The sequence below is a fragment of the Gracilimonas sp. BCB1 genome (genome assembly GCF_040117685.2).
Taxonomy (GTDB): domain Bacteria; phylum Bacteroidota; class Rhodothermia; order Balneolales; family Balneolaceae; genus Gracilimonas.
On sequence record NZ_JBEDYP020000002.1, the window covers coordinates 152,409 to 175,884 of the forward strand.

General features: G+C 43.7%; 23 protein-coding genes. 11 read left to right on the forward strand and 12 right to left on the reverse strand.

Annotated features, from left to right (window positions below; all coding sequences use genetic code 11):
- Nucleotides 1-174: 174 nt before the first annotated feature.
- A complete protein-coding gene (locus tag ABFW99_RS00905) occupies nt 175-1,584 on the forward strand; it encodes an amidohydrolase family protein (protein WP_349355349.1) in 1,410 nt (469 codons plus the stop codon).
- Nucleotides 1,585-1,599: 15 nt separating this feature from the next.
- Here ABFW99_RS00905 and ABFW99_RS00910 read toward each other — a convergent pair whose 3' ends face one another.
- Nucleotides 1,600-1,854 (reverse strand): TIGR03643 family protein, encoded by a 255-nt coding sequence (locus tag ABFW99_RS00910; protein ID WP_349355350.1) that lies wholly within the window; start codon nt 1,852-1,854, stop codon nt 1,600-1,602.
- A 165-nt stretch (nt 1,855-2,019) separates the two neighbouring features.
- Here ABFW99_RS00910 and ABFW99_RS00915 point away from each other — a divergent pair, with 165 nt between their 5' ends.
- Nucleotides 2,020-2,781 carry a creatininase family protein gene (locus ABFW99_RS00915; RefSeq protein WP_349355451.1) on the forward strand — a complete coding sequence of 254 codons (762 nt, stop codon included), beginning with the start codon at nt 2,020-2,022 and terminating at the stop codon, nt 2,779-2,781.
- Nucleotides 2,782-2,783: 2 nt separating this feature from the next.
- Here the strand turns inward: ABFW99_RS00915 and ABFW99_RS00920 are convergent, their stop codons facing one another.
- Nucleotides 2,784-3,476, reverse strand: a complete 693-nt coding sequence (locus tag ABFW99_RS00920) for a Bax inhibitor-1/YccA family protein (RefSeq protein ID WP_349355351.1) — start codon at nt 3,474-3,476, stop codon at nt 2,784-2,786.
- Between the two features lie 192 nt (nt 3,477-3,668).
- Here ABFW99_RS00920 and ABFW99_RS00925 point away from each other — a divergent pair, with 192 nt between their 5' ends.
- Complete coding sequence (locus tag ABFW99_RS00925) at nt 3,669-3,878, forward strand: YgaP family membrane protein (RefSeq protein WP_349355352.1); 210 nt, start codon at nt 3,669-3,671, stop codon at nt 3,876-3,878.
- Nucleotides 3,879-3,971: 93 nt separating this feature from the next.
- Here ABFW99_RS00925 and ABFW99_RS00930 read toward each other — a convergent pair whose 3' ends face one another.
- The 5 genes from ABFW99_RS00930 to ABFW99_RS00950 all read right to left on the reverse strand — a co-directional run bounded on the left by ABFW99_RS00930 (nt 3,972) and on the right by ABFW99_RS00950 (nt 9,845).
- Nucleotides 3,972-6,686 (reverse strand): DUF5916 domain-containing protein, encoded by a 2,715-nt coding sequence (locus ABFW99_RS00930; protein WP_349355353.1) that lies wholly within the window; start codon nt 6,684-6,686, stop codon nt 3,972-3,974.
- 123 nt (nt 6,687-6,809) lie between these two features.
- A complete protein-coding gene (locus ABFW99_RS00935) occupies nt 6,810-7,616 on the reverse strand; it encodes a DUF4097 family beta strand repeat-containing protein (protein WP_349355354.1) in 807 nt (268 codons plus the stop codon).
- A gap of 12 nt (nt 7,617-7,628) precedes the next feature.
- Complete coding sequence (locus tag ABFW99_RS00940; RefSeq protein WP_440707387.1) at nt 7,629-8,519, reverse strand: DUF4097 family beta strand repeat-containing protein; 891 nt, start codon at nt 8,517-8,519, stop codon at nt 7,629-7,631.
- A gap of 8 nt (nt 8,520-8,527) precedes the next feature.
- Nucleotides 8,528-9,316 carry a hypothetical protein gene (locus ABFW99_RS00945; RefSeq protein WP_349355357.1) on the reverse strand — a complete coding sequence of 263 codons (789 nt, stop codon included), beginning with the start codon at nt 9,314-9,316 and terminating at the stop codon, nt 8,528-8,530.
- Complete coding sequence (locus ABFW99_RS00950) at nt 9,309-9,845, reverse strand: RNA polymerase sigma factor (protein ID WP_349355358.1); 537 nt, start codon at nt 9,843-9,845, stop codon at nt 9,309-9,311. The genes ABFW99_RS00945 and ABFW99_RS00950 overlap by 8 nt, the downstream gene beginning before the upstream one ends.
- Nucleotides 9,846-10,084: 239 nt before the next feature.
- Between ABFW99_RS00950 and ABFW99_RS00955 the strand changes: the two genes are divergently transcribed.
- The 4 genes from ABFW99_RS00955 to ABFW99_RS00970 all read left to right on the forward strand — a co-directional run bounded on the left by ABFW99_RS00955 (nt 10,085) and on the right by ABFW99_RS00970 (nt 14,191).
- A complete protein-coding gene (locus ABFW99_RS00955; RefSeq protein ID WP_349355359.1) occupies nt 10,085-12,265 on the forward strand; it encodes a Tex family protein in 2,181 nt (726 codons plus the stop codon).
- A gap of 53 nt (nt 12,266-12,318) precedes the next feature.
- Nucleotides 12,319-13,497 (forward strand): aspartate aminotransferase family protein, encoded by a 1,179-nt coding sequence (locus tag ABFW99_RS00960; protein WP_349355360.1) that lies wholly within the window; start codon nt 12,319-12,321, stop codon nt 13,495-13,497.
- 153 nt (nt 13,498-13,650) lie between these two features.
- Complete coding sequence (locus tag ABFW99_RS00965; RefSeq protein ID WP_349355361.1) at nt 13,651-13,881, forward strand: DUF433 domain-containing protein; 231 nt, start codon at nt 13,651-13,653, stop codon at nt 13,879-13,881.
- Nucleotides 13,865-14,191, forward strand: coding sequence for a DUF5615 family PIN-like protein (locus tag ABFW99_RS00970; protein WP_349355362.1), 327 nt, complete (start codon nt 13,865-13,867; stop codon nt 14,189-14,191). Before ABFW99_RS00965 ends, ABFW99_RS00970 begins: the two co-directional genes overlap by 17 nt.
- Nucleotides 14,192-14,270: 79 nt before the next feature.
- Here ABFW99_RS00970 and ABFW99_RS00975 read toward each other — a convergent pair whose 3' ends face one another.
- Nucleotides 14,271-15,449, reverse strand: a complete 1,179-nt coding sequence (locus ABFW99_RS00975; protein WP_349355363.1) for an anhydro-N-acetylmuramic acid kinase — start codon at nt 15,447-15,449, stop codon at nt 14,271-14,273.
- A 38-nt stretch (nt 15,450-15,487) separates the two neighbouring features.
- Here ABFW99_RS00975 and ABFW99_RS00980 point away from each other — a divergent pair, with 38 nt between their 5' ends.
- From ABFW99_RS00980 to ABFW99_RS00990, 3 genes are all read left to right on the forward strand, one after another.
- The gene (locus ABFW99_RS00980) at nt 15,488-15,733 is read left to right on the forward strand and encodes a hypothetical protein (RefSeq protein ID WP_349355364.1); all 246 of its coding nucleotides are present in this window, start codon (nt 15,488-15,490) and stop codon (nt 15,731-15,733) included.
- 86 nt (nt 15,734-15,819) lie between these two features.
- Nucleotides 15,820-17,526: a threonine synthase gene (gene thrC / locus ABFW99_RS00985; RefSeq protein ID WP_349355365.1), complete on the forward strand. Its 1,707-nt coding sequence runs from the start codon at nt 15,820-15,822 to the stop codon at nt 17,524-17,526.
- Between the two features lie 61 nt (nt 17,527-17,587).
- Complete coding sequence (locus ABFW99_RS00990) at nt 17,588-17,992, forward strand: hypothetical protein (RefSeq protein WP_349355366.1); 405 nt, start codon at nt 17,588-17,590, stop codon at nt 17,990-17,992.
- Between the two features lie 6 nt (nt 17,993-17,998).
- Here ABFW99_RS00990 and ABFW99_RS00995 read toward each other — a convergent pair whose 3' ends face one another.
- Genes ABFW99_RS00995 through lysC form a run of 4 tightly spaced genes read right to left on the reverse strand, consistent with a single transcriptional unit; the run spans nt 17,999 to nt 21,709 of the window.
- Entirely contained in the window at nt 17,999-18,745 is a 747-nt protein-coding gene (locus ABFW99_RS00995; protein WP_349355367.1) for a 2,3,4,5-tetrahydropyridine-2,6-dicarboxylate N-succinyltransferase, read from the reverse strand.
- 59 nt (nt 18,746-18,804) lie between these two features.
- Complete coding sequence (gene dapA, locus ABFW99_RS01000) at nt 18,805-19,692, reverse strand: 4-hydroxy-tetrahydrodipicolinate synthase (protein WP_349355368.1); 888 nt, start codon at nt 19,690-19,692, stop codon at nt 18,805-18,807.
- Nucleotides 19,692-20,369 carry a dihydrodipicolinate reductase C-terminal domain-containing protein gene (locus ABFW99_RS01005; RefSeq protein WP_349355369.1) on the reverse strand — a complete coding sequence of 226 codons (678 nt, stop codon included), beginning with the start codon at nt 20,367-20,369 and terminating at the stop codon, nt 19,692-19,694. Before ABFW99_RS01005 ends, dapA begins: the two co-directional genes overlap by 1 nt.
- Before the next feature lie 11 nt (nt 20,370-20,380).
- Complete coding sequence (gene lysC, locus ABFW99_RS01010; RefSeq protein WP_349355370.1) at nt 20,381-21,709, reverse strand: lysine-sensitive aspartokinase 3; 1,329 nt, start codon at nt 21,707-21,709, stop codon at nt 20,381-20,383.
- Between the two features lie 185 nt (nt 21,710-21,894).
- On the opposite strand from lysC, the gene ABFW99_RS01015 reads away from it, so the two are divergent.
- Nucleotides 21,895-23,142 (forward strand): DUF819 family protein, encoded by a 1,248-nt coding sequence (locus ABFW99_RS01015; protein ID WP_349355371.1) that lies wholly within the window; start codon nt 21,895-21,897, stop codon nt 23,140-23,142.
- Nucleotides 23,143-23,476: the final 334 nt, after the last annotated feature.

The window sequence follows — 23,476 nt, forward strand, 5'->3', positions numbered from 1 at the left end:
ACTCCAAGGCAATAAAGTAGTTTGAATGTCTTCAGGATATTTGAAAATGATCGAGCAATCATTCATACTATCATGGTGATAAATGAAGTAAAAGAATGAGTTGCTTCTTCTTTTCATCCGTTGGATATGATACCATCTGAAATCAAATTCTGTACTTAACCATTCTTTAAAGCTATGAAAACCTCCCTATTTCCTGCACTAATGCTGGCAGTCATTTCCCTGATGTCATGCACCTCTCAAAATCAATCTGACCGGCTTCTCCTAACCGGACTTCAGGTTATTGATATTGAAACCGGTGATATCGCTGAAAATCATTCCATACTTATTGAAGGAAATACTATTAAGGACATTTTTAAAGATGAAAGTAAAGCCGCTGACGGTGCAAGATCGATCTCCATGCAAGGTAAATATGCCATTCCCGGATTATGGGATATGCACATTCATTTACGCGGTGGGCAGGATCTTATCGGTTCAAATAAAAAAATGCTGCCACTTTACACAGCTAACGGAGTTACTACAGTACGGGATGCCGGGGGTGATTTAACCCCTTCTATTTTTGAATGGCGATCTGAAATTAAAACTGGTTCTTTAAACGGTCCTTATATCTACACATCCGGCCCAAAAATTGACGGCCCCGATCCAACATGGGAAGGCTCCATTGAAGTTCAGAGTGAGGAAGATATCTCCAAAGCTCTCGATTCATTGCAATCCATGGGAATTGATTATATAAAGATTTATGAGAGCACCTTAAGTGGCGAGGCTTACCTGGAAATTATTCGTCAGGCTGAAGAACGCGGACTCACCGTTACCGGCCATATGCCCATGAGCATTTTTATTGATGACGCCATATTAGCCGGATTGGATGGAATTGAACATCTCTATTATGTTTTGAAAGGGACTTCGGATCGGGAAGGCGAAATCACCAGTAAGGTATATAACGGTCAGCTTGGGTTTTGGGATGCTGTAGCTGAATTAAAAGACAGCTATAATGAAGATACCGCCCGGGTTTTTTATCAGGAGTTGGTTGATAAAAATGTGTATGTGGTTCCAACTCTTCATATTGATGATGTTCTAAGCTTTCTTCATGAAGAAGATCACTCGGGGGATGAATATCTGGCGTATATTCCGGATGACCTCCGTCAAACTTACCAGCGCCGGGTTCGTTCAGCTCAGCGGAGAGATGCCGAAGCCATTCAGTTTGAGAAAGAACTCAATGATCTTTTCAAAAAAGTGACCCATGACTTGCAACAGGCGGGTGTGAAATTATTGGCAGGCTCGGATGCCGGGGCGTATAATTCGTATGTATATCCGGGAATATCGCTTCACCGTGAATTGGAAGCCTTTACAACAGCGGGATTAACACCATTGCAGGCCCTTCAGGCTTCTTCCTATAACGGCGCTCATTTCTTTGGGGATTACAATAAGATTGGAAGTATTGAGGCAGGAAAGACAGCAGACCTGCTTATCCTGAATGAAAATCCTTTAGCTGATATCGAAAATACCACAGATATATATTCCGTTATTTCGAAAGGAAAGCTTTTACAACCGGAGGAACTAAACGAACTTTTAAAATCTAAAAATTAACCGGGAAATCCCTGCTTAATACTGATTGGGACTTACGAACCGATTAATATCATCTTTTCGTTTTTTGCGATGTTTGGTATCTCTGCCTGAAACCCGTTTTCTCCACATCTTGAAGCTGGAACGTTTCATTTCCGACCACATCAGTTCTATAGTTTCATCTTCGGAAAGCCCAAATTGAAATTCTATCGCGTCAAAGGGAGTCCGGTCTTCCCAGGCCATTTCAATGATTCTGCTTTTGTCAGATTCGGATAGTTTATTTAAGTCTGCCATGTAATTCTTTTTACTTTGCAATACAAAATATCCGGGTATTTCAGTCCAGAAAGTAGAATCTTGTTCTACAGACTGACTTTCATCTTAGGTTTCCAATATCAGCTACTGTTTTATACTTTTGTTATCACAATAAAAACTGTGCAAACCTATAGTCAGAAAAAAATGATCCGCCCTTATATCTTAGCTGAAACCAACTGGAAAAACCTCAAGGATGCCGACTTCGAATTAGCAGTGCTTCCATGGGGAGCTACGGAGGCACATAATTACCATCTCCCCTACGCTACCGATGTAATTGAAGCAGACCATATAGCGGCAGAATCGGCCCGACTGGCTTGGGAAGAGGGCGCCAAAGTCATTGTTCTTCCCACCATCCCTTTTGGGGTGAATACAGGGCAGGCAGACATTTATCTGGATATGAACCTTAACCCAAGCACGCAGTTTGCTATTCTGAAGGACCTCATTACCGTTTTAAACCGGCAGGGAATTCACAAACTTTTGATTCTTAACAGCCATGGTGGTAACAACTTTAAACCCATGGCGCGGGAACTCGGGCTGGAATTTTCTAATATGTTTCTTTGCGTGGCCGATTGGTTTAAGTCGCTCGACAAAAGTAAGTTTTTTGATGAAGACGGAGACCATGCCGATGAACTCGAAACCAGCTTACTGCTCCATCTAAAACCCGAATTGGTGTTACCCCTTGAGGAAGCCGGACCGGGCCGTGAACGAAAGAGTAAAATAAAAGCCCTTAGTGAAGACTGGGCTTGGGCAGAACGGCCATGGTCTCAGGTAACTGACGACACCGGAATAGGAAACCCCAAGAAAGCATCCGCTGAAAAAGGTGAAAAATATTTCAAAGCGGTTACCCAAAAAATGGCCCGGTTTATGATTGAGCTTGCCCGGGCAGATAAAGACGATTTATATGAATAAAATTATCGCCGGTCTCCGAATATTCGCAATAAGAAGATAAACATGTTGATGAAGTCGAGGTATAAGGCAAGGGCTCCCATAATAGCTCCTTTGCTTCCCTCCTCGGATTCTACATCCACTTCCAGGCTCATCTTTTTCATCTTCTGTGTGTCGTAGGCAGTCAACCCCACAAACACCAACACACCAATGTAGGTAATAGCCCAATATAGCATTTCACTGTGCACAAAAATATTCACAATGGTGGCAATGATAATTCCAATCAGCCCCATAAAGGCAATATTACCAATGCTGGAAAGGTCTTTCTTGGTGAAATACCCGTAGGCGCTCGTCACCCCGAATGTACCGGCTGTTATAAAGAAAGTAGATGCAATGGAAGCCGACGTATAGACCAGAAATAGAATTGAGAACGTGAGCCCGTTTAACGCCGAGTACAACAGAAAAAGACCGATGGCCATGCTAGCATTCATACTGTTGATTCTTCCCGAAAGCCAAACTACCAGACCAAGTTCAGCCAAGATAACCCCAAAAAATAAAATCTGGTTTTGGGCCATCGTTTCAACAAAGCCGGAGTCGACCACACGTAAGGCCACAAATCCGGTAATGGCAAGTGCCAGAGCCATCCAGCCATAAACCTTATTAATGAAACTGGACTGTATCGATTTTACTTGTTCTGCTGTAAGATGCTGTGTATTCATTGCTGCTTTTAATAAAGAATTAGTTCAGTTACTATTCACTTGTGATAACAAGTTCACAAAACCTTCAAAAATAAATTTTATTGTGCGGTGAAAATACTAAAACTTCTTGCCGTTTGTGTACTCTGTATACTAATTATTACAGGTTTAGTTTTTCTATTTGAATGGATTATCTAACAAAAAACCGAGGTTACTATGAAAAAGAATATGGGTTCTGCTGATAAGATTATCCGCTTTGTTCTGGCGATCATTTTTGCAGCACTTTACTTCACAGGTACGGTTTCCGGTACAATAGGAATCGTTCTGCTGGTATTGGCCGGAGTGTTTGTGCTTACAAGCCTGGTAAGCTTCTGCCCTCTGTATGCTCCCTTTGGGTTAACAACATGCAAGACTTCTGCAGAATAACAGATTGGGATTCCTAAGTCTGTTTTAAAACTAACATTCCTAAAAAAAAAGGGCGCAACTATGCGCCCTTTCAAAATTGTATTTTATTAACGATCAGGTACCGAACCAATAGCTTAATTTAACGAGGAATACATTAGTTGGTTTGGCACTGAAAAGACCATCCAAATCTCGACCCAGGTCAAAATTACCCATTCCAACAAAATCATTCCGCTGTTGCTGCCAAACAAGAAACAGAGTTGAGCCTGGCGTATATTCCCACCGAAATACTGCGTTACCTTGTACCGAACGGAAGTTAAAATCCGGATCACGGAAATTAAAAGAAGCAGAACCTCCAGCTCCATCTGGATCAACGGTGTACTCATCTCCTGACTTGCTTATGGTTCCCCTATCTTCTCCATAGCGGTCAAAGTTGTACGTTCCGGGCTCAGCAAACTCCTTAAAGTGTGTGTACTCACCGCTGGCTATAAACGGACGTACGTAGGTCTGCAAACTCATAGTGGGTGAAAATGTCCAGTTTAACCTTACGCTGGTCATAAGACTTCGCTGTTTGATGTCCGCAAATACATACCGGTTGCCATAGGTTTCGGTTGCGTTTGCGTCCTGCACACGGGTCACATATTGATCTGTATCCCGCTGATACCCAAACTCCGGTGAAACAGATACCTGTATAAAAGTTGTGGGCCGATAGGTTACTCCCATCCACACATTGTTGTCAAATTCACCGGAAACATCCTGACGCTGGAAGGTTCCAAAATAGAATGACACATCCTTATTTTGGTTGGTATTGAGATTAAGGTTGAAGTTCCAGTCACGTGGTCGATCCATGATAGGTCCTCCTCGGGTAGTGCGATCCATAACCTGTTCGCCGGACATATTTGCATTGTAGTTGAAGGTCCAGAGGTTATCAAAGCGCATAAACCCACCTGTTCCATACCAGTTGCTGATCACGTCTCCATCATAATTCCACGCATTCCCTTTAAATAACCATGTTTCGAAGTACTGCAGTAGCTCAGGATCAGTTTCCCGGTAAATCAGGCCTCCGTTTATAGACCGATAGTCGGATCTATTTTGAAAACCAATATCGTTTGTCTCATATCCCGGCGAAACATCAGAGTAGGTTAAGGAAGTCATCCAGTTATCATCTCCCCCTCTTTTTTGGATACTTATTTCTGACGCAAAACCGGACAGGCTCGTTTTATTGGGATTTACTGAAAGCTCATCCGAATCTACACGGTCGAAATGCCGGACCGGTGATGTTTGAGCCCGCTGAATGGCTTCTTTTGAACCGTTTATAACACTGTAAGAGAAAGCACCACTTGTAATCCAGTTACGATCATTAAAACTGTGTTCAAAATCCACGCCTCCCAGATAGGCTGATGAGCGGAGAAAGTCCTCAAAGTAGGTTCCATCAATACTACGGTTTACGGCGCTGCCAAAACCTCCGAAATAGGTGTTTCCTGAGTTGAAATCTTTTTTGGTTCGGGCAACCATATAATTGGTAGCCGGTTCAACAGCAAAAGAACTTTCTGTTCCCGAAGGCGCAGTATATAAAGCTTCTTCTTCCAGGGTATAAGCATCGAGAAAACCTATAGACCATCCGTTTTGCGTTTTACCACTTACTTTAGCGGCGGCGGCTATGGTTGTCAAATCCGGCCGATCTACATATTCAGCATTCACACCTGCCCTTCCCGGGGTTCCCTGTGGGGCCCGGCCAATCCTTCTGGAATAGAAAGTAACAGGGTTTCCAAAGCGACTGAATGTCTTTGTATTGCCGAATTGAAAAATATCATTGCCTTCGAGAAAGAACGGCCTTCGTTCGGAGAAGAAATTTTCGTTAGCTGTTAAATTGATGACTGCCGGATCTGCCTCAACCTGACCGAAGTCCGGATTTATGGTAGCCGTCAGCGTAAGGTCGGAAGTAAGCCCGTATTTAATATCGCCTCCAATCCCGGCTCCCAATTCATTCCGGCTGTAATAAGGATTATCCGTACTTATAGATGGAACACGGGTCAAATCTGCCGAAACATAAGGAATGACCTCCAGTCTGCGTGGCTCCTTAAGATTCTGAATTCCATTAAGTCTGCCGAACCTCGAAACAATACCGGTCTCATTCTGAGAGGTAGGTGCCCAAAATGATACTTCTCCATTGCGGGCTATCCTGCGCTGAAAATTAACCCCCCACGACTGCTCTTCACTATTAGAGCTAAAGCGCAATTGTGAAAGGGGAATTTTCATCTCTGCTGACCAGCCGTTTTCTAATATCTTTGTTTCTGCCTGCCAAACGGCATCCCAAAGCTGATCTTCATCGGTATCATCATAAAGCAGGATATCTTTCTGTACTCCCCGAGGGTTTATCGCAAAAGTAAAAGCTGTCCTTTTATCGTTGTAGCTGTCGAAAAGCACATATACCCAGTCGCTTGCCTGGTTTCCATCACGGCGAAATAGAGGTGCATTAATGGAATCAGGAGCTGAATCGTAAGCCATGATTCCAACGAATATATATTCATCGGTGTATAGCAGTTGTACTTCTGTTTTTTCTGAAGCAGCACTGCCATCATCCGGAGCACGCTGAGTGAATTGGGTTGCAATAGGGACATTTTTCCAAATTGATTCACTTAAAAGTCCGTCTAATACGATTTCGTTTTCACCGTCAATTCTGATAGCCTGCATGGCGGGATTCTCCACATTCCCACTTCTTACATCACCTGTATTAATGGCAATTGTATCCGTTTGTTTTTGATAGGAAGTCTGTGCAAACACATTGACACAAAGACATACCAATGCCAAAGTAGTATATATGGGCTTCATAGGTTCGGGGATTTTTTTGAGAGGAGTCCTATCCCTGCAAGCCATTTAACTCAAATGACTTACAGCTCCAGTTTTTTGTTTTACCTTTAGACGATTCGGATCTTAAAAGGTTGCTTTAAAAAATTATTTTTTACGAATTGAAATATCTCCGTGCAGAGTTTTGAACAGAAATTCGGGTCCGCCTCCATTCACTTTCCCAAAAATCCATTTATTCACGGCCACCCGGTACTCTCCATCTTTGGTATTCACTTCCGGTTTAGAAGATGACCGGTCGATTTCCATGTCGAAATTTGTATACACATCGCCCCACTCTGTTTTCATTTTTGCGGTGAATTTGGCATCAGCCGGGAAGGATACTTCGATATCTCCGTTCACCCCGGTAAAAGACATAGGAGCGTTTGCAGTTATCTCATTGAAATCGATCTCGATGTCACCGTTTACACTGTTAACCAATACTGTTCCGGAGATATCACTTAACTCTACATCACCATTTACCGCACTGATTTCTAACTCCCCTGAAAGACCAGAAACCGTTACATCACCCTGCACAGTATTCAGCTTAAGAGAGAAGTTTCGTGGAACATAGATAATCATTTCCAGATCATCGTTTGGCATGGGGCCGGTGTTTACACGTACTTCGTTATTGTCTTCGGTTACTTCAATACCTACCCCTCCGCCTGAAATTCGGCGCATACCGTTTCTCATGGCGTCTCTTTCGTCATCGGCGTTATCACCGTCATAATTTACAATTACATTATTCTTATCGTGCGCTCTGATTTCAACTTCATCGGAGAAGTTAGCCGCCACAATCAGCTTTCCGGGTTCGCCGGGATTTGATAGCGGTATTTCCAGGTTATTCTGAGCATGGGCCGGGATGGCAATCAGGCCAATTGTTAGAACGAAAAGCAATTTTTTTATTGATCTATACATGATGTTATCTCTTTATGATTTTCTTTGTTTGATATAAGCGTTTCCATTTAAAAGACGGAACCGCAGTTCAGGACCGCCTTCGCCAATTTGAATAGGAGTTGTTTGCTCGATGCTGTACCGGGTTGTCCCATCCTGACTTTTATTTACCCGGTTAGGCAAGTATTCAATATTGTTGAAGTCGGTATATAGCTCACCGTGTAAACTTTTGAAGGTTACAACAGCAGACAAGTTTTTTGGGGCGTACACTTCGATCGTACCATTTACGGTATGAAATTCAGAATCTTGTTCGGGTGCCTTAGCAAATTCAACCTGGATATTACCGTTCACCGTGTTGGCATCAACTTTCCCGGCCGCATCATTCACAAAAACACTTCCGTTCACGTTATTGGCTTTTACCCCGGTGGTCATACCGGTAACCACAACTTCCCCGCCGTTGATGGTTGAAATCTCTGACATGAGGTAGTGAGGGATTTTAAGCTGAAGATTAAATTCAAAATTCAGCCGTTCATCATCTCCATACCTGTTCTTCTTTCTTCTTTGGTAATTGTAATGAAGTTTGTCCCCTTCAATCTTTACTTCCATTCCGGGCTGACGTACAAAAATGAAAATACTGTTGTCTCCATTAAGGCGGTCCAGGTAAATCTCATCGGGATTAAAATCACCTATTAATCGTGGTTTACTTGTTACAATTTTAGTACCAGTGATGATAATTTCATCCCCGTCATACCCTTCTGCATTCAAGTCCCCGTTGATGTTTTTCATGTGGAAGTAAGTCTCGGCATTAAACTCAGAGGCCGGGATTCTGATTTCAATATCTTCCTGAGCCCGTTGTGATGAAACTGACGACTGAGCTTCTGCGACAGTGCTTAATAAAAGTATTCCAAGTAATAATAAAAGTCTCATAATCTCTCTCACATTAGTGCAGCTATGCTGCTTTCCAATTTCTGCTGAACCGTAAAATCAAGGTCGCGCTCTTCGATAAGACGTCTGAACTCAGGGGCTGAATTTTTCAGTTCCAGCTCCAGCATGGCATCGGCCAATTCAGTAATTACAATTGGTGATTGTTGTTTTGCTATCGCTTTCACCAATCCTTCCCTTACCCGTTCATTACCACCCCATCGTTTCAGAGCTTCAATGGCCTGTACGCGAACATTCACACTTGGGTCATTATTAAGGGTAAAAAGCAGCGCGTGAATTGCTTCTGAGTCAACCGATGGCAACTCACTGCTGATGGTAACCGCTTTTAACCGGTCGGCAGCCGAAGCTCCTTCCAGCATATTTACCATCATCATCTCACGCATGTCCTGCACCTGCTGGCTGAGCTGCTCAATTTCAGAATCACTGCTATTTAATTGTGAACCGATGAGACCACCCATAATCAACAATACACAGCCGTAGGCCAGCCTTGGCATGGTAAGTTCTGCGATAAATTCTTTAATCTGATTCTGTATCGTTTTAAACCAAGGCTCTTTAACCGACTGCTTTTCCTCCTCCAGCAGAGCGTAGAACTTAGTGCTCATTTCCTTTCGGGGAGCGGGAACAGATATGGAACCCAGATCTTCATGCAGCTTTTCGAGCTCACGAAACTCCATAAAGTCGATTGTGCCGTTGGCAATCAGCTCTTCCACCTTGGTCTTCCCGGCATCATCCAGGTTTCCTGCCAGGTAGTCGGCAATTAATTGTTCATGTTGTTCATTCATGGCTGCATTCCTCATTTAAGGTATTTACCAAATCTTTTAACTCTTTCATGGCCCTAAACATTTTTACTTTAATCGCCCCTTCTGTAGTATCCAGAATATCGGCGATCTCTTTGTATTTCAAGCCTTCAAACCGGCTCAAAACAATAATCTCTCTTTTGTCTTCATCTAATCGTCCCAGTGCTATTTCAAGCAGCTCTTTTTTCTCTTTCTTGTTGATCACGGCTTTCGCCTCTTCCTGATCAACTTCCATCCGCTCCTCATCAATTTCCACTGAAATACCTTCCCGCTGCTGCTTTCGAAAGTGATCGATGTGAGCGTTACGGGCAATACTGAACATCCAGGTGGTGAACTTTCCGTCGCCTGTATAGGTCTCCCGGTACTTCAAAATACGTTCAAAAACTGACTGAACCAGATCTTCACAAAGCTCTGCTTCTTTACACATCCGGTAGAAAAAACTAAATAACGGGCGATTATATCGCTCAAACAGCAGACCCAATTTATCCAGGTCGCCGTTCTTTACTTTCATCATCAATGCCTTATCCGAAGTAGAGTCCACCGCGTAAATTTCCCGAGCTTTATGTTTTCAACCTTATACACTGATGTTAGTAGAAAAGGTTACAGGTTTTTTTGTTATTCGATACTCGTCCCTTTTCAACCGGAAGTTTGGATGTTGATTCAACGACTAACTAAAAAATCCTCATTTAAAATTCATAATTCTAAAGCCGAGTTCTTATTTTCAACGTCCTAATTTTGAAACGAATATCATCAATGAGCGATACCCCGATTTTTAATTTTTTAGCGAAGCAACTGAATTTTTCACCCAAGCAAATCAGCACCATAGCCAAGTTTTTGGATGAAGGAGCTACGGTTCCATTTCTGGCACGTTACCGGAAGGAAGCCACCGATGGACTTGATGAAGAACAAATCCGAGCAATCCGGGATGGGTTGGAAACCCAGCGAACCCTTGAAGCGCGCAAAGAAACGGTTCTTAAATCCATTAAAGAACAGGAGAAGCTAACCCCGGAACTGGAAAAGCAGATCAAATCTTGTACCGACCTGACCACACTGGAGGATATCTACCTTCCCTACAAGCAAAAGCGTAAAACCCGGGGTGATAAAGCCAAAGAAAAAGGACTGGAGCCGCTGGCTCAGCTGATTTGGGATCAGGAGATTGAAAAAGGCGATCCGGTTGAATACGCCAGGGAGTACATCGACAAAGAAAAAGAAGTTGAAACAGTTGAAGATGCGTTTGACGGAGCCACCGACATTGTTGCTGAGTGGATCAATGAAAGCCTGGAAGTACGGGAAATGTTGCGAAAAGTATTTACCGAGCATGCCAATATCGTAACTAAGAAAAACCCGGCGATAAAAGACCGGACCAATTACGAAGATTATTACGAGTTTTCTTACCGGGCCAGTAAGATGAAGCCTTACCAGATTCTGGCCATCAACCGGGGTGAAAAGGAAAATGTTCTGTTTGTGAATGTGGAGCTCTGGGAAGAACGAACGCTTGAAAATATTGACGACCTCGTTATTAGTAACGACCTGAGCATTTTTACCGAATACCTGCAGGATGCCGTGGAAGATGCGTACAAACGTCTGCTGTTCCCTTCTCTGGAGCGGGAACTCAGAAGCGACCTTACCGACAAAGCCGATGAACATGCCATTGAAACCTTTGCGACCAACCTTGGCAATCTGCTGATGCAGCCTCCATTAGACAAGAAAGTGGTAATGGGTATAGATCCGGCCTTTAGAAGCGGTTGTAAAGTTGCCGTAGTGGATGAGCATGGAAAATACATGGAAGGAACCACCACCTATCCTACTCCACCTCAGAAAAAAGTAGCTGAAGCCGAAGCTGTTTTTGAGAAACTGATTGATAAATACGGGGTGAGCCTGATTGCCATCGGTAATGGAACGGCCAGCCGGGAAACCGAGCAGATTGTGGCCGACTTTCTCCAAAAGCGGAAAGAGAAACACCCCGATGAAGAACTTCACTACCTGATTGTAAATGAAGCGGGCGCCTCTGTGTATTCTGCATCCAAAGTAGCCCGGGAGGAATTCCCTGAACTTGATGCAGCACAACGTGGAAATATTTCCATAGCGCGACGGGTGCAAGATCCACTGGCAGAGTTGGTAAAAATAGATCCAAAATCGATCGGCGTTGGTTTATATCAGCATGATGTAAATCAAAATCAGCTGGCCGGCAAGCTGGATGATGTGGTGGAAAGCTGCGTGAATGAAGTGGGTGTAAACCTGAACACAGCCTCTGCCCCATTGCTATCTCATATTTCAGGCCTGAGCAAGCGAGTGGCCACCAACATCGTAAAGCACCGGGAAGAGAAGGGAATTTTCATGGACCGTGAACAAATTCGCGGCATCGATGGTGTGGGTGATTTCCGTTTTCAGCAGGCAGCGGGTTTCATGCGTATTCCCGAATCCAAAAATCCTCTGGATAATACCGCCATTCACCCCGAAAGCTATGAAGCTGCCGAAAAGCTGTGTAATCTTTTCAGTATTAACCTTGAGAATATTTCTGCTGAAAAGGATAAGATTGCATCCAAATTCAAAAATGTAAGTCTCGAAGAGACAGCTGAGCAAATCGGCGTTGGGGTTCCAACCCTGGAGCTCATCATAGAAAACCTGCAAAAACCCGGTCGTGACCCCCGCGAGAACTTGCAGAAACCATTATTACGAACCGATGTTATGAAAATGGAAGACCTGAAAACAGGTCAGAAACTGGAAGGCACCGTTCGGAACGTTGTGGATTTCGGAGCGTTTGTGGATATCGGAGTTAAACAAGACGGTTTACTGCACATCTCCAATATGGCCGAAAACAAAAAGATTGAAGACCCGCATGATGTGGTGAGCGTAGGCGATATTCTCAGCCTTGAAATTATTACCTTGGATCTGGAACGAGGACGAATTGGACTTAAACTCGTTAATGGTTAGTCGTTATTCGTAATAACGATCAGCGATTAACGAAAACCGAATAACGAACACAAATGGACAAAGCACAGCAGCTCGAAAAACAATATCACTTCCAGGTGTATAACCGCCTGCCGGTTACTCTTTCCCATGGAAAAGGAGCCTTACTCTGGGATACGGATGGAAATGAATACCTGGATGCTTTTGGGGGATTGGCTGTGAATAACCTCGGGCATGCACACCCCAAAATAGTGGCTGCCATTAAAGAACAGGCTGACAAACTGCTTCATGCTTCCAATTTTTTCTATAATGAACCTCAAAGTCTGCTGGCCGAAAAACTGGCGAATCTATCCGGATTAGACCGGGTGTTCTTTTGCAACAGCGGCGTGGAAGCCATGGAAGCTTGTGTTAAACTGGCCCGGAAATGGGGCAAAAAAAACGGAAAGTCCGGAAATGTAATTACACTCAGTGAAGGATTTCATGGCCGTTCGGTAACCACTATCGCGATGGGCATGCCGAGCTATCGTGAAGGTTTTGATCCCATGCCTACCGGATTTGATCAGGTTCCCTATAATGATTTTGAAGCCCTTACAGCCAAAGTTAACGAAGATACCATTGCTATTGGCTTTGAAACCATACAGGGCTCCGGCGGGGTAAATGTGATTGACGCCGAATTCCTCAAAAAAACACGGGAGCTATGTGATGAGCTCAACATTCTGATGATTATTGATGAGGTTCAAAGCGGTATTGGTCGCTCCGGGAAATTCTATGCGTATCAACATTTTGACGTACAGCCGGATATAGTGGCAACCGCCAAAGCTCTTGCGGGTGGTATCCCAATCGGAGCCGTTATCGCCAAAGAAGAGGTGGCTTCAGCGCTTGGGTTCGGCGATCATGGTACTACCTTTGGCGGAAACCCCTTCGCTTGCCATGTAGCCAATGCAGCTTTGGATGCCATTGAAGAAGAAAGACTCACCGAGCAGGCCGCTGAAAAAGGAGCGTTTATGATGGGCCTGCTAAAAGAGAAGCTGTCCGATAATCCCTCTGTAAAAGAAATACGGGGACTTGGACTCATGTTAGGAGTCGAGCTCAACCGCCCTGCACGACCTGTTATCGATAAAATGTTTGAACATAACATTCTGGGCAACGCCGCTCATGGCACCGTGGTTCGATTTCTCCCTCCTTTGGTTATTACCAAAGAACAGATTGAGCGTATTGTTGATGAACTGAAATGGGCATTGAATCAAACTAAATAATAGAACACGGATTAAGCGGAACGAAGTTATTAACGGGTTTCCCTTTTCGTATAAATTTGTACCCACCTATAATACCATTCACACCGGAAAAGCCGTTAATGAATTTCAGCCCTTATTTTTGTACTATTATTCAGATCATTTCAGGAGATTGCCATGAAAGAAATTCAATCCAATCCTAATATTCTAGGCGGAACACCGGTTTTTAAAGGCACACGCGTTCCTGTAGAAATCCTTTTTGATTACCTCGAAGAAGGCGCTTCCATTGATACCTTTCTGAACGACTATCCCACAGTGGAAAAGAAACAAGCTATCGCTGTTTTAGATATTGCCGGCAAAGTGGTTTCCTCTCAGGATTTTAAGTCAAAGTATGAAGCTACTTCTTGATGAAAATATTCCTCATCCTTTAAAGAAAGACCTTTCACAGCATGAGGTATTCACCGTGCAGGATATGGGCTGGCAGGGAAAAGAAAATGGAGCATTGTTGAAATTGATGCTGGCCAATGGTTTTGATGCTTTCATAACAGCGGATAAAAATCTTCAAAATCAACAAAACTTTAATACCTACTCCATCCCGGTTTTAGTGTTGAGCGTAAATCGTTTGACCTATCAGAACATCTCTAAGTTGCTAAAAAATCTGATTGCTATCCTGAATTCCAAATTATCGACGGGAGTAACTATAATTGAGCTTGAATAGTGCTATTTTAGTAAATCTTGGATACCTGAATCCGGGTAATCCGAAAATCAAGTAAATCAGGGTTCTCAAACAGTAGCTTTTACCCCGGCAGACTAATCTTCCCTAAGTGAATTTTTTCTTCCGTAACCCCAGGAATGGCAAATCCCTCCCCGGCCACCAGCTCATTGGCAAAAAAGGCCATCATCGCTGCTTCTTTGGCATCAGCTGAAATCCCCAATTCTTCGAAATCTTTGAATTCCGCTTTTAGGTTTCTCTTTTTCAGGTCTTTCAACAATGTTTTGTTATGAATACCCCCACCGCTAACGAAGCATTCAAACTTCACATCACCAATTATCTCATCAACTGCCCTACTGATACTTTGTGATGTAACGGCTGTGAGTGAAGCTATCAAATCTTCCTTCGGTAATTCTATACCGTGTCCTTCCATCAGGTTTTCAATAAATTCGAGGCGAAAATCTTCTTGCCCGGTCGTCTTGGGAAAAGCTTTGCGAAAGTAAGGCTCAAGCAGCACATACCTCACCAGTTCAGAATGCACTTGCCCGGATGCCGCCACTTTTCCCCCCTCATCAAAAGGCTTATCAAAATACTTTTGCATAGCTTCATTGATAAGCGTATTGGCCGGACCGGTATCGCTTGTTAAAATCGACTCTCCACTTTTTATGGACGGTAACCAGGTAAAATTGGCAATCCCGCCCAGGTTTAACAATAACCGGTGTTTCTCCTGATCTCGAAAAAGGACTTCATCAAAAATTCCAGCCAGCGGTGCTCCCTCTCCACCAGCAGCCGTATGCTTTTGACGAAAATCAGATATGGTAATTATTCCTGACTTCTGAGCAATGTGATCTCCATCTACAATTTGAAGTGTGGCATGTTCTTCATCTTCACTTTGAGAAGGTGCATGGTAAATCGTTTGTCCGTGACTGGCTATAAGGTCAATTTGCTCAGGATCAATATCCCATTCATTCAGTGCTTTAAGAATAGATGAAACATAGATCCCGGCAAGTTCGGTATGCAATACGGTTAACTCCCGGGCCGGAATCTGTTCTTTAGATTGAATAGCTCGAATTCGATTCCGCAAATTGGCTGAATATTCTTCCGTCGTGAACTTAATCACTTCAACCTTCGAATTACTTCCCAAGCCGGACACCTTACATAAACATAAATCAAGTCCATCCAGCGAGGTACCGGACATCAACCCTATAATAGTGCGTTCCGGTTTTTGGGAAATTTCCCACAGTTTTGCCAAATAATTATTCATAGATTTAGGCTGAATTTATAAGCAAGAACCTACGGAAAATGAGCGAACCTACCGAAGACGAAATTAAAGCTTTTATTGAAGATGTCGAATTTTTGATTAAAACGCTGAAAGACAGTTTTGAGTCGACCGATGCACAGTTTTTCATCGATGAACACAATGATATTTTATATGTGAAGCTGGAAGGGTTGAATGATTACGATGAGCATGAAATTGAGGAAATCGCGGCCCCGGTTTTAAGTGAACTGGATCTGGACTTTGAACAAATTACCCTGCTTCCATTATAATCAGAACCGCTGAAAAAGCGCTTTTTTCTTTATTTTTTGATAACTTCTGATTCGCAGTTTTATTACAATTTCAATAGAATTATTCCATGAAATCAAGCAATTCCGGATATACCATGAGCTGCATTATGTGCGGCCGTGAAAATGACGAAAGAGAGACCAGTACTTATTGTACCAACTGCGGAGGAGTTTTGGATATTGAGTACAATAAATCTGAGAAGCATATTCAATATCCGCTTAAAGAGATTTTGCCTGATCCTCTTAAGAATCATTACACCTCGCTGAAGAAGCTTGATCGTCTTTCCGAGAAATATGATGCAGAGCTTTATGCCAAGCTTGAATTTGAACACCCCACCGGATGCTTTAAAGACCGTGGAAGTTATATTGAAGTTCAGAAGGCCCTTGAATTGGGAGCTGATGCTATTTGCCTGGCCTCAACCGGTAATATGGCTGCATCGGTGGCTGCTTACGCTTGTTATTTCAAGATCCCTTGTTTTGTCTTCGTACCGGAAAAGACGCCTGAAGTAAAACTGGCTCAGGCCACTATTTATGATGCCACCATTATCAAGATTAAGGGTGATTTTATGGCCTGTGAGAAGCTATGCCGTGAGTTTGCCAAATCCGGGAATTACTACCTTGCCGGAGATTATGTTTTTCGTCAGGAAGGTCAGAAATCGTTTTCATACGAGTTATACGAGCAGGGTGATACCGAATTTGATTACATCTTTGTACCCATTGGCGCCGGAACTAATTTTGCTGCCATCTACAAAGGCTACAAAGAGATGAAAGCCGCAGGTATGATTGATAAAATCCCAAGCTTTGTTGCGGTTCAACCCGAGCAAAGTTCGCCGGTAGTAGAAGGAATTTTCAAGAAAGATAAAATTGTGAAAGAACAGGTTAACACCATGGCTGATGCTGTGGCTGTAGCCGATCCGCTGGATTTCTATAAGGTATTTCGAGGAATTGAAGAAACGGACGGTCTTGCTTTTACCGCTACCGAAAATGAGTTACTCGATTCTATGAAAGAAATGACGGTAGAGGAAGGGTATTTCACCGAACCGGCATGCGCCATTCCTCTCGCTACTTTCAAGAATAACCTCGAGCAGTTTAAAGGAAAGAAATGCCTGTTTGTGCTTACCGGAACCGGGCTTAAGAGCTCCCATATTGTAGCCAAATACTCTCTTTCATCTCCGGTGCTTCCTCCGGACTTAGAGCGAATTCAACAGTATATTGAGTCGGGCTTTATTGACATGCAGAAGAACAGCTGGGGGCAATCGCGTAACACCGGCTTTGAAAATGTTAATATGGATGAAGGACATAGCAAGCTGTACGATGAGTACGTGAATAATATCAACCGTAAAGGAAAAACGCTTAAAGAAGAAGAGATTAAGGTACTTCGCTCGTTGGTCTATAATGAAGATGCGAACCTCGAGTATCCGGTTGAGGTGGTAGACTATAAGCTGACCATGCGTAAACACGGACTTGTAAGTGCAGCTGTGAAACTGAGAATTGAAGAAAAAGATGAGATCATTTCCCTCGATCAGGGTGTAGGCCCGATTGACGCCATTCTTACCGCTATCAAATCAGAAACGGATGGATTCCTACCACTTGAAGTCATAAATCACGAAGTGGAAATCCTGAGTCCGGATACTGACTCATTGGTAATTGTAACTCTTACCCTCGAAAAAGAAGGGCATAGATTTACTTCAAAAGGAGCTTCTCCTGATACTCTGGAAGCTGTAATTCAAGCGTTTGTAAAAGGATTGGCAATAGCAAATAAGGCATTGGCTATCTAGATAGTACTTGTTGCTATTTTAGTGGTGTTTCAGTTATTTCAAATACAGATTTGAGATAACATTGAAAACAAAGCTTTTAAATATCGGCCTGATCTTAAGCTCTTTTTTGGTTTATTTTGAGTGGGGTGTCGATTACAACACTTTCCTCATAGAAATAGAAATAGAATTGTTTTCAAAGTTTCTTGAGGATCCGCTTTCAGTTTTCCATCCCTTAATTGTAATCCCATTAATAGGACAGGTGTTGTTGATCATTACGCTTTTTCAGAAAAAACCCGGACGAATGCTGTCCTTATCCGGATTAACTGCTGTTGGGTTCTTGATTCTACTTGTTTCCCTAATAGGATTAATGGGAATGAATATCAGAATCTTCTCATCCACACTGCCCTTTTTAATCCTTGGAGCCATAAGTATTATACATCACCGGGTAAAGTCTTCAACCTCACCCGATGATAAAAATAATAGGTAGACAGAGTTATCGGAGGGCTTCTTCTAATTCCAGGGATGCATTGCTTCCTTCATCTCTGTATTTCACAATAATAGGGCAAGCCATGCTGAGGCCATTTTCCCTGGCCCAATCGTTACTTACCGGTCGTGTTCCCGGAATAACTACTGCATTTTCAGGAATAGCTGATCCGCGCTCCAGAACTTTCTCATTCACCGTATCATAAACAGGAACAGCTTTGGAAAGTGTAACTCCGGGTGCAATGACGGCCCCTTTTTTTACAAGAATTCCTTCCACAATTACAGATCCGGCCCCAATAAAGCAATCGTCTTCGATGATTACGGGATTCATGCCAACCGGCTCTAATACTCCACCTATCTGTACTCCGGCTGAAAGGTGTACGTTCTTCCCAATCTGAGCACAGGAGCCCACCAGAGCATGGCTATCAACCATAGAGCCTTCATCCACAAATGCTCCAACATTGATGTAAGCCGGAGGCATGATGATCACACCCGGTGAAACATAAGCGCCTCTGCGAACCGATGAACCACCGGGAACCAGACGTACTCCATCTTCAGGTCCAAAGAATCGGGGTGGCAGATTGTGCTTATCAACAAATCCCTCGTAGATGCCTTCATAGGAAGTATTCTCGCCATCTTTAAAAGAAGCCAGAATAGCTTCTTTCACTTCTACATTAGCCTCCCAGCCACTCTCGGTTTTGTTGGCTGCTCTTACCGTTCCTTCTTCCAGTTGATCTAAAATATCTTCGTAACTCATTCTGTAATTTATATTATTGAATTCTTGAATTGTGCAATTCTGTATGACTTTACAAACAGCTATTTCTGCCCGTCAAGCCACTCCGCAATCTCTTTATCGGCCTGCAAAAGATTATTTTCTACATCTTCTGAGATATCTCCAAGGGATAACGGTAACCTAACAGTGTCGTTGGTAATCCAGTTCTTTTTGCCCAGCAGTACTTTCGCCGGAACCGGATTCGGGGCTTTGAATAAGGCATCCGTAGCATTTTTCCATAAAGGGAATAATCCTTCGGTTTCTCCTTTCAGGCACAGTTCCACATATCTGTGGGTAGCTTTCGGCCATACATTTGAAGCTACGGAAACCAACCCTACCCCACCTTCTTTGCTAAAAGCCGGGGTCATGCCATCATCACCACTATAAAACTTAACATCAGGGGCCTCGCGCCGGAAGGCCTTAAACTCTTCCACGCTGCCGCTCGCTTCTTTCATTCCCATCAGGTGGTCAAATTCTTTACTGAGGCGTGCCGGTACGCTCGGATGCATTTTCACCCCTGTTCGGGAAGGCACGTTGTACAGCATGCAGGGAATATCTGTCTCTGCCATCAATTCGCTAAACCACTCAAACTGACCTTCAGCACCCGGTTTCGCATAAAGAGGGGTTACCAATAACAAAGCATCCGGCTTTATTTCATTGCAAAAATGGATGAAATCAACCTGGGCAGGAAGATTAAAGCCACCCACTCCAATCATAAACGGAACATCCAGTTTCAGGTTCTTGGTAAATTCGACAACCTCTCTTTTTTCTTCTTCATTCAGGTTTAATCCTTCTCCTGTACTGCCCAAAACCAATACTCCATTGCCGGCCTTCTCCTGCTTCTTTAGAAGTTGTTCAAAACTGTCATAGTCCACACTCCCGTCTGTATTCATCGGGGTGACAATTGCTGTCCACAGTGGAAAATTTTCCATTATTTTTGTTCCTCCATTACTTGATCAAATAACTGCCCAAAGGTACGAATTCCTGCTTCCATCTTCGAATGGTTTACCAGTTGCTTTGCGGCCCAAATCGCCCCTTCTGCAAATAATGCACGGTCTAAGGCCTTATGTTTTAGGGTGATTTCTTCTGTTTCTGTTTTTAATGTCAGTTCATGAATTCCTTTCACATCCCCTTCACGGGCTGAGGTTACCTCGGCTTCTTTATCCAGCCATTCCTTCCAGGATAGTGCGGTTCCGCTGGGAGCGTCTTTTTTATGAACATGATGCACTTCGTGAATTTTAAACTCCGGGTCTTTCAGGATATTTGATCCGGCTGAAATTACCTCGATGCTTTTGCGGATTACATTCATCCCCAAACTAAAATTGGAAGCCATTATCCATTTCGCATTCCTGGCTTTTACCCGCTCTTCCACATCATCCGGCCAATCAAAACCGGTGCTTCCCCAGGCGGCGGGTATTCCGGCTTCGATGACTTTATCCATCACATCTGGTACCGCATCTCCCGGCACAAAAATGATAACCGCATCTGCTTGTTGAAGTTTTTCTACGTTGGGGGGATTTGATGAGTCAAAAGCTTCGGCAAGTTCATCTCCCAGAAGCTCCACTACTTTTCCGCCGGTCTTTCCTGTTCCTATGACTGCAATTTTCATAAATCTGATTCTTATTCAGTGATAAATTTACCGTGCAACATCCGCACGATATCTTCGGCTTGTTTCTGCTCAACCAAAAAACAAAGATTATTCGGGCTGGCCCCATGACAAATCAATCGTACATTATAATCTTCCAGTGCAGTAAATAACGGTCCACCAATTCCTGAGGTCTTCTGCAGGTCATTCCCTATCAAAGCAATCAATGCAAGCTCATCTTCGACGATGACCTCTGCAAATCGGCCCAGTTCTTCCAGCACATCCTCATTCAACTCTACCTTGTTGGCTGCATTTACAGCCGTGTCCAGGGTAAGTGCCACACTTACCTCACTGGTACTTACCAGGTCAACTGATATTCTGTGTTCAGCCAGAACCTTAAACAAATGTGCCAGAAATCCATGCTGGTGAAGCATTTCCAGGCTGTTCACCGTCAGCAGGGTTTGGTCTTTACGCAGGGATATTGCCCGAATAGCCGGCTTTTTCTCTGCATCTTTTACAATGTATGTTCCGGGATTATCGGGATCAGAACTGGAGGCTACCCGTACATTTACCCCTGCTCTCATTGCCGGTTTTAAGGTTGCAGGGTGCAACACTTTCCCGCCAAAAACCGAAAGCTCCGCAGCTTCATCAAAAGTGATTTCGTTTATGGGAAAAGCATCGGGAACAATACGGGGATCAGTAGTAAACACCCCGGCTACATCCGTCCATATTTCCAGGGTATCGGCACCAACAGTCTCGGCAAATAAAGAAGCTGAAAAATCACTTCCGCCACGCCCCAGTGTGGTTGTATTCCCAAATACATCCGAACCAATAAAGCCCTGAGTCAGATAGGTCTTCCCTTTCTGAATATGCTTTGCAGCTTTCTTCTTTATGGATGCTAAAATAGGCTCAGCATTCCCAAATGTGGAATCCGTTTTCATCACATTACGCGCATCCAGCCACTCGGCATCCACTCCGTTTTCCCTTAATACCTCTACAAACACCCGTGTGGACATCAACTCCCCAAATGCATATAAAGCATCTTTCCATCGCTTATCACGACCTACAAAATCGAGATGTTCGCGCAGTCCCGAAAACTCGGTGTAGAAGGCATCTCTCAGCTTTTCTTCAGCTTCACACTGCTCAATAATGGCAAGGTGTCGCTTCTCTATATTACCAAGGAGTTCTTCCCTTTGGGTTGAATCTAATTGACTGGCAGATAGAGCAACTAAGTCGTTGGTGGTGCCGGATGTGGCACTTATCACGATAAGCTGTCGGTCCAGATCAGACGCAACAATTTTGGCACTACGCTGCATGGCCTCGAACGTGCCCACGCTGGTGCCTCCGAATTTGGATACAATCATTAATTCTAAAAAGTTTATTGATGAATGAGTGAGCAAAGAAAATAAAGACTCTTTGCTCCAATCCCCTATAGAAAAGATCTGTTTAACCATTTTTTTACGGTTTTTAAGAGTTGAATGAGGATATGCCTCATTCCCAAGAATTTTGTATCCTCACTCGACATTAAATTCAGAACAAATTTCACTTCATGGATTCAGCACTTATCACCAGCGATGCGGTTACCTTTGGACTTTTGATGGCTATACTGGCCGGAATCTTCATCACCTCCCATAGTGAGAATCCCAAATGGCAAAAATTCTACAAGTTTGTGCCTTCGCTTCTCTTGTGCTATTTCATTCCTTCGCTTTTAACCACTTTTGGCGTGGTTTCCGAGGCAGATTCCAATCTATATCATGTAGCTTCCCAATATTTACTTCCGGCAAGCTTGGTACTGTTAACATTGAGTATTGACCTCAAAGGAATTATGAACCTGGGGCCGAAAGCGGTCATTATGTTTTTGGCCGGAACCGGAAGTATTATGATTGGTGGTCCCATTGCCCTGCTTATTGTAGGTACCATCAGTCCTGAAATTGTAGGTGGAACCGGACCGGATTCAGTCTGGCGTGGACTTGCAACCGTGGCCGGAAGCTGGATCGGTGGTGGTGCCAACCAAACCGCAATGCTGGAGGTATTTGAGCCGAGTACCGATTTATTCGGAGCCATGGTTACCGTGGATATTATTGTTGCCAACATCTGGTTGGCGTTCCTGCTCTATGGAGCCGGCATTTCCGAACAGGTGGATAAATGGTTTAAAGCCGATGCCTCAGCTATCGATGAACTGAAACACAACATCGCTGAGTATCAGGCCAACATTGCACGTGTTCCCACCTTGGTGGATTTCACTAAAATAATAGCCGTTGCCTTTTCCATAGTTGCTCTTGGTCACCTCGCCGGAGATTCCATCGCTCCCTGGATCGATGAAAATGCACCTGCACTGGCTGATTTAAGCCTGAACTCAGCCTTCTTTTGGATAGTAGTCGTAGCTACCACCGGCGGACTTATCCTGTCGTTCACCAAAGTTCGAAACCTTGAAGGTGCAGGAGCTTCTAAACTGGGAAGTCTGTTTCTCTACATCCTGGTAATGACCATCGGGATGAAAATGAACATTGCATCCATGCTGGATGCACCCGGTTTCTTTGTGATCGGTGCCGTGTGGATTCTGATCCACGTTGGTGTATTGTTGACGGTTGGAAAGCTCATTAAAGCACCTTTCTTCTTTGTTGCCGTTGGAAGTCAGGCCAATGTAGGTGGAGCAGCATCCGCTCCCATTGTAGCCTCAGCTTTCCATTCAGCTTTAGCTCCGGTTGGTGTATTACTTGCTGTATTAGGTTATGCCTTAGGTACCTACGGAGCTTATTTATGCGCTATCATGATGCAGGCCATTTCGGGCATGTGATATAAGTTGAGTGTATAATGATTCTGGAAGTGGCTCAGTCGCAAGGAAAGATTCCATTTATCATCCTGACATCAGGCTATACCGTGCTTTCTATTCAAAAGTTAGTATAGGAGTCCTTATCCTTGAGAGGGAGAAGACAGAAGAGGTCCTTTTCTTAAGCTGAATCGGCTTTGAACCAGACTAGGTAAATTTGATACACCACCGCACAAGTGGACACTTGCGCTGTTGGCAGACTTGGTTGATACCCCAACTTCCGACCTCTCCTTCACAAGGAGAGGCTTTCACACCTAACCACTAAAAACCATTCTCTTTATTACTTTAAATATGATTCAGG